The following is a 6,939-nucleotide window of genomic DNA, read 5'->3' on the forward strand; positions in this document are numbered from 1 at the left end:
CCTTTGGAACCGCAACGTGACGAGCAAGGCTATTTTCTGACGGAGCAGCTTCCCTTGCCGGTGATCAATGACCTGAGCCGCCTGTCCCCTGCCTTCAGGACTCGGTTGGAGGCGCTGGCCGTTGAGGCGCACCAGAACAAGAAAATGGAACGTTTGGCCATGGAACGGACGTTGCTGGCCGTGTGTGAGGGCCACTACCTGACCCTGAGCGCCCTGGCCGAACTGCTGCATCGCAAGCCTGTGTCATTGAGAAACAACTATCTCACACAGATGGTCAGGTCCAAATCGTTGAGCTTGGCGTTTCCGACCACCCCTACGCACGAGCGGCAGGCCTACTGTGCGACCGCGTCGTTGCCTGCGGAAGGATCGTAAAGGCACCCCGAATGCTGACGGAACGACACCTCGAACAACTCCGCATGGTCGCGTTTCATGATCCTTGCCGGCGGATCAACCGATTGAGGTGATGTGTCGAATCTGATGTTGTCTTTCGACACACTGCCAATTCGCCTTCACGGTATGGGCGAGTCCTGCTGCTATTTCATCGCAAACGAGGCATGCACTCCAATGACTGCGCAACTCGTTGATGCTGAAAGAACTTCTCATTTCATCGCAAACCTGACCGTTTGTCAGAAGGCCTGGGGAGGCGCAGGAGTTCCAATATGCTGAACGAACAACAACTCGAAGAACTCACCATCACCGGCAGCAAACAGGTCCGCCGGCCCGATGTGGTCGCCTTCGTGAACGGCCTGGCGCTGGCCGTGGTCGAGCTGAAGAGCCCGGCCAATGAGCAGATAGGCCGCGATGAAATCGCTTTCTAGGACGCACTCGCCAACAACGAGAGTGCGGCGCGGGAGCTGGGCGACGAGGTGCTGAAAAAGATCGCCATCGAGATCACCGAGAAACTGCGGGCCAGCACCTCGGTGGATTGGCAGGTGCGCGAAAGCGTGCGCGCCAAGTTGCGCATCCTGGTGCGGTGATGCTTGCAGAAGTGGAAGTACCCGCCTCCTGGTCCTGGTGAGCAAGACGCGGTTGAACTGGTGCTCAAGCAGGCGGAGAACTTGTCGAATACTTGGAGCAAATAGCCCCTCACCAGATCTTGCAGCGCTTGGCCTCCGGCTTGACCATCGCCTGCCCCGGCTTGCAAGCAAAGGCTTTCTCGAACTCCGGCATATTCACGGCCACACCATTGATGCGGTAGCGGCCTGGTGAGTGCGGGTTGGTCAGCGCCTGCACACGCAGCGCCTCGGGGCGGGCGTTATTGCAGTCCCATTGTGCGAAGCCAACGAAGAAGCGCTGCTCCGGCGTCAGGCCGTCGATGGGCTGCAGGTTCTGGGCGGCCACATGCTGCTTCCAAGCGGTCAGCGCCAGCACCAAGCCGCCGAGGTCGGCCAGGTCTTCACCCAGGGTCAGCTGACTGTTGATCTTGATGTTGTCGACGATGGTGTAGCCGGCATATTGCTGCGCCACGCAGGCGGCGCGTTGCTCAAATGATTTGCCGTCTTTCTGAGTCCACCAATCCTTCAAATTACCCTTGGCATCGAACTTGCGGCCCTCGTCATCGAAGCCATGCACCAGCTCGTGGCCGATGGTGCCGCCGGTGTTGCCGTAGTTGGGCGCGGCGTCCATCTTGGGGTCGTAAAGCGGCGGCTGCAACACGGCGGCGGGGAAGTTGATGTCATTCATCTGCGCGTTGTAATAGGCATTGACGGTCTGCGGCGTCATGCCCCATTCGCCACGCTCCAGCGGCCGGCCGATCTTGGCCAGTTGCCGCTTGAACTCGAAGCGATGGCCCCGCTGCACATTGGCGACAAAGCTGCTCCTATCAACCGCCATGGCGCTGTAATCGCGCCAGCGTTCGGGGTAGCCGACCTTGTTGACGATGCTGTCCAGCTTGGCCAAGGCCTGCGTCTTGGTGGCGGAGCTCATCCAGGGCAGAGCCTTGATGCTATCGGCCATGGCGGCCTCGATCTCGGCCGTCATCTGCAGCGTCTGCTGCTTCAATTCGGGGCTGAAACTGCGCTGCACAAACTCCTCGCCGAGCGCCTCGCCGAGCTGCGCGTCGACCAGCTCGACGCAGCGCTTCCAGCGCGGCTTGATTTGCGGTGTGCCCTGCAAGGTCTGGCCGAAAAAATCAAAGTTGGCCTGCACCATTGCGGGCGCCAGATAGGCGGCGTGGCTGCTCAACGCGGCCCAGCGCAGATAGGTTTTCAGCTCGGCCAGGCTGAGCGTTTGCAGACGTTTGTCGAAGGCTTTGAAGAAGGCCGGCTCGGTGACGTTATAGCTTTGCAGCGCTGCGGGCAGACCCAGGCCGGCGCGGTAAGCCGACCAGTCGAAATGCGGGGTTAGCGCTTGCAGTGCCTTGGCGTCGACCTTGTTGTAAGTCTTGTAGGGGTCGCGGCGCTGCACCTGGGTCAAGGTGGCGCTGGCCAGCGCAGTCTCGGTCGCCAGCACCGTGCGGGCGGCCAATGCTGCGGTTTGCGGTGTGTCACCGGCCAGCTCGAAGATGCGCGCCACATGGGCCTCGAACTTCTTCAGCATGGCGCGCGATCTGGCGTCCTTGTTGACGTAGAAATCTCGGTCCGGCAGGCTCAAGCCGGCGGCCATGGCGAAGGCGATCACCTGGGTCGCGTCGCCGAAATCTTGGCCCGAGCCGAAGCTGAAAAAGAAGCGCTCGTTATGGGTGGCCAGATGCAGGGCGGCCAGCAGCGCCGGCAGCTCGCGCTTGGTCGCCAGTGCCTCAATCTTGGCCAGCAGCGGCTGCAGCGGCAGCAAAGCTTGGCTGCGGGCCGCGTCTTCATTCATGCAGGCGGCGAAGTAATCGCCCATCTGCGCCTGCTTGGCGCTCAAGCCCGAGCGCTCCGGCGCGGCGGCGAGCTTGTCGAGAATGCCCCACAGAAAGCGCTGGTTCTCGTTTGCCATCTTGGCGTAAACCGACCAGCGCGACTGGTCAGCGGGAATCGGATTGTTGTTGATCCAGCCGCCGCAAGCGTATTGGTAAAAGTCCTCGCAGGGGTCGACCGTGGGGTCCATCGATGGCCGGTCCAGACTGGGCGTGTAGGGCAGCGCGCTCAGCGGCTGCTCGGCCGGCGCGGCATGCGCCAGCGTGGCGCTCAACACCAGGGCCAGGGCCATATTGAGCTTGGAAAAATTGTGGGGGGTCTTGGCCATGACTGCGAATGCTCTCTCGTGAAGAGCGAGCATTTTGCCCCATGCGCAAGGCCGTCAAACAAATGAACCTGACCCCATTAAAAGGGGGCGGCTTGGGGATCAGGCGCTGACCGCCAGCTCCGGCTCGGGCAGCTTGACCTGGTTGTCGGTGCTGAACTGATAGTCCTTGAACACATGTTCGGCGCTCAGCAGCTGATAGCTGCCGTCGGGCATGCGGTGGCTGGTGTCCTTCAGGCGCCAGGTCAGCTGGCCGCAGGTCCAGATGTCGAAGTTGCGCATATGGGTGCACAAACAGGTCTTGTCCATCACCGAGACGCGCTTCTCGCCCGGGTGCGCCGCCACTTCGCGGTTGTACGACGTGATGTAGGCGCATTTGCCATTCGCGTCGAGCAGATAGCCATAGGCCTCGCAATTGGGGCGGATGCCGTCACCGATGCCGGGGCTGGCCTTGATCATGCGCATCGGGTAACCGGTCGGCGAGATTTCGTTGACCTCGATATCGGACTCGCTGGCCTTGAAGTATTCCTGCTTGATGTCGTCCGGCAAACCGCATTCACGCGTGACGGTGAAGCGCGTCGCCACCTGCACGCCCGCGGCGCCCAGTTCCAGAAAGCGCACCGCGTCGCTGCCGGTAAAAATGCCGCCGGCGGCGATCAGCGGAATGTCGAGCTTTTCGGTCAGCAGGTATTGATGGATCTCGGTGACGATCTTCTCCAAGTCGTACTCGGCCCAGTCCATGCCAAAGCCCAAGTGGCCGCCGGCCAGCGGACCCTCGACCACCACGTAGTCGGGCAGGCGATTGAGGCGGCTGCTCTTCTTCAGGAACAGCTGCAACGCGCGCAACGAGGACACGATGATGCCTAACTTGGCCTCACGAAAACGCGGGTGCTCGGCTATCAGCGCGAACGAGCCCAGATGCAAGCCGGCCGCCAGCGTAATGCCGTCGATGCCGGCGTCGAGCGCCGCATTCATGCGCACGCTGAGCGTTTCCTTGGGTCCGTTCATCGTCAACTTTTCCATGCAGTTGATGAAGATCAGGCCAGTGCCTTGCTTGCGCGCCATGGTTTTCTCGACATGCAGCCGGGTCGCCTCGGCCAGATGTTCCAGATTGAACTTGACGTCAGACTTGTCCTCGGACGCGACGTTGTACTGAAACTGCGCCTGCTTGGCCTTGGTGTACTTGGTCTTGTAGCGACGGTCGGTCAAGGTGTTGACCATCGCGTCGGAGATATGGCCGACGCCGCCCAGGCGCGCCGCTTCCAGCGCCAAGTCGGAGGAAGAAATATCAACTCCCATGCCACCGATCACGATGGGCACCAACTCGTGCCGCCCCAGCCGCAGTCGGAAATCATCCAGACGTTTCATTTTTTCTATCTACTTTCGAAGTGTGGACTCGGCTGTCTGCACCGAGGCTAGCGGCTCATGGTGCCAGCAGAATCGCCGCGTTCAAGTGTGCCAAAAATAGGCTGCCTTTGTGTTGTCATACGACAAGACTTGGATGCGCGCCTGTCTTTGCAAAAACCTAAGTATCGCCGCCCGGCACCGCCAATGACGCGCTGGCCTCAGTGCCCCTCAATCAGCAGGCCCATAGCCACCACCCCCGGGCGTGCGAATCACAAACACGTCGCCCGCCTGCATGTCGGCCTGGCCAATATGCGCCAGCGTCTCGCTGCTGCCGTCCGATCGCTCGACCCAGTTGCAGCCCGGCGCCCCGGCCCCGCCACCGGCCATGCCGAAAGCCCCTTGCGTGCGGCCGTTGCTCAATATCGACGCCGTCATAGGGGCCAAGAAACGAACCCGCCGCTCGCCGCCATGGCCGCCCTGCCAACGCCCCGCGCCACCGCTGCCGGGCACGATCTCATAGGACTCCAGCCGCACCGGAAAGCGGAATTCCAGCACCTCGGGGTCTGTCAACCGCGAGTTGGTCATATGGGTTTGCACGACGCTAGTGCCATCGAAATCCGGACCGGCACCTGAGCCGCCGGAGATGGTTTCGTAATACTGATGGTCGGCATTGCCGAAGGTGAAATTGTTCATCGTGCATTGGCTGGCGGCCATCACACCTAAGGCACCGTAGAGCGCATTGGTGACGCAGCTTGAGGTCTCGACATTGCCGGCCACCACCGCCGCCGGATGGCGTGGATTGAGCATGCAGCCCTCGGGTACGACGATCTTGAGCGGCTTCAGACAACCGGCGTTGAGCGGGATCGCGTCGTCGACCAAAGTGCGGAACACGTACAAAACGGCCGCCATCGTGATGGAGCGCGGTGCGTTGAAGTTGTTGGTTAGCTGCGCACTGGTACCGCTGAAGTCGATCACGGCGCTGCGCTCGGCCGCGTTGACGCGCACCGCCACCGCGATCTGCGCGCCGTTGTCCAGCGGCAGCGTAAACGCGCCGTCGCGCAAGTGAGTGATGACGCGGCGCACCGACTCCTCGGCGTTGTCTTGCACATGCTGCATATAGGCAGCGACGGTCGCGCTGCCGTACTGCGCCACCATCGCCCGCAATTCCTGCGCGCCCTTTTCATTCGCCGCAATCTGGGCGCGCAGATCGGCCAGGTTCTGGGTCGGGTTGCGCGAGGGGTAGGGGCCGCTATTCAACAGCGCCAGCATTGCCGCCTCGCGCAGCTCGCCACCTTGGACCAGCAAGAAGTTATCGATCAGCACGCCCTCTTGCTCGATCGAGTTGGAGAACGGCGGCATCGAGCCCGGCGTGATGCCGCCGATATCGGCATGGTGGCCGCGCGAGGCGACGAAGAAGTTGGGTCGTTCCAGCGTTGTCGCATCCAGAAACACAGGCGTGACGACGGTGATATCCGGCAAGTGAGTCCCGCCGTGATACGGGTCGTTCAAGACATAGACATCACCCGGCGCCATCCGCGGGTTGCGCGCGATCACCGTGTGAATCGACTCGCTCATCGAGCCCAGATGGACGGGGATATGCGGCGCATTGGCGATCAAATCGCCGGCGGCGCTGAACAGCGCGCAGGAGAAGTCCAGTCGCTCCTTGATATTGACCGAGTGGGCGGTGTTCTGCAGGCGCAAGCCCATTTGCTCGGCGATGTTCATGAACAGGTTGTTGAACACCTCCAGCAGCACCGGATCGGCCTGCGTACCCGCGGCGAAGGCCTGAGCGCGCGGCCGCACCCGGCAGATTTCGATGCAACCGTCGGCCATCAAGCACGCCTGCCAGCCGGGGTCAATGACAGTGGTGGCGTTGCGCTCGGCCAGGATGGCCGGGCCGTCGATCTGGGCGCCCATCCGCAGACTCTCGCGCACGAACAGCTGCGCCGCACGCCAGCCGGCGGGCTGCTCGTCGGCCGGGCAATAGATGCGGATCTGCGCCTCGGGCGCCGGGCTGTGCCGCGTCAATTCGAGCTTGGTGCAGGTCGGCGGCAGTGACTCGCCGGCCGCGCTGCATTCAACCATCACCGCCTCGATCACCAGCGCCCGGCTCGGCATCAAAAAGGCAAAGCGTTGGCGATAGGCGGCCTCGAACTCGGCCCGCAAATCATCCAAGCGGGCGCCCTCGTCCAGGCGGCAGCTCAGCGCCGTATCGGTGCCCTGGTAGCGCAGCTGCAAAGATGTCACCGTTTGTAGAACGCCCAGCTCAAGCCCTTGCGCCACCAGCTCGGCGCTCGCCGCTTGGGCCAGCAGCGCCGCCTGTGCCCGTGCGCCAGCTAGGCCGGGCGCATCAAGCACGCGTTCGACTGCGGCCTCCCGCGTCGCCATGCGGTCGGCCAGACCCATGCCATAGGCACTCAAGACGCC

General features: G+C 62.4%; 3 protein-coding genes and 2 pseudogenes. 2 read left to right on the forward strand and 3 right to left on the reverse strand.

Annotation, left to right across the window (positions count from 1 at the left end; genetic code table 11):
* Positions 1 to 372: pseudogene (locus RMO57_RS17805) on the forward strand (hypothetical protein); the annotation flags it as partial.
* 245 nt (positions 373 to 617) lie between these two features.
* Positions 618 to 1,082: pseudogene (locus RMO57_RS22040) on the forward strand (type I restriction enzyme endonuclease domain-containing protein); the annotation flags it as partial.
* A 4-nt stretch (positions 1,083 to 1,086) separates the two neighbouring features.
* On the opposite strand, the gene RMO57_RS17820 reads toward RMO57_RS22040, so the two are convergent.
* The 3 genes from RMO57_RS17820 to RMO57_RS17830 all read right to left on the reverse strand — a co-directional run.
* Positions 1,087 to 3,168 (reverse strand): M13 family metallopeptidase, encoded by a 2,082-nt coding sequence (locus tag RMO57_RS17820; protein ID WP_310388923.1) that lies wholly within the window; start codon positions 3,166 to 3,168, stop codon positions 1,087 to 1,089.
* A gap of 99 nt (positions 3,169 to 3,267) precedes the next feature.
* Positions 3,268 to 4,533, reverse strand: a complete 1,266-nt coding sequence (locus RMO57_RS17825; RefSeq protein ID WP_310388925.1) for a nitronate monooxygenase — start codon at positions 4,531 to 4,533, stop codon at positions 3,268 to 3,270.
* A gap of 207 nt (positions 4,534 to 4,740) precedes the next feature.
* A partial coding sequence (locus tag RMO57_RS17830) for a hydantoinase B/oxoprolinase family protein (RefSeq protein ID WP_310388927.1) occupies positions 4,741 to 6,939 on the reverse strand: 2,199 nt, incomplete at its 5' end.

This window comes from Roseateles sp. (genome assembly GCF_031397715.1).
In the GTDB taxonomy this organism is placed as follows: domain Bacteria; phylum Pseudomonadota; class Gammaproteobacteria; order Burkholderiales; family Burkholderiaceae_C; genus Paucibacter_A.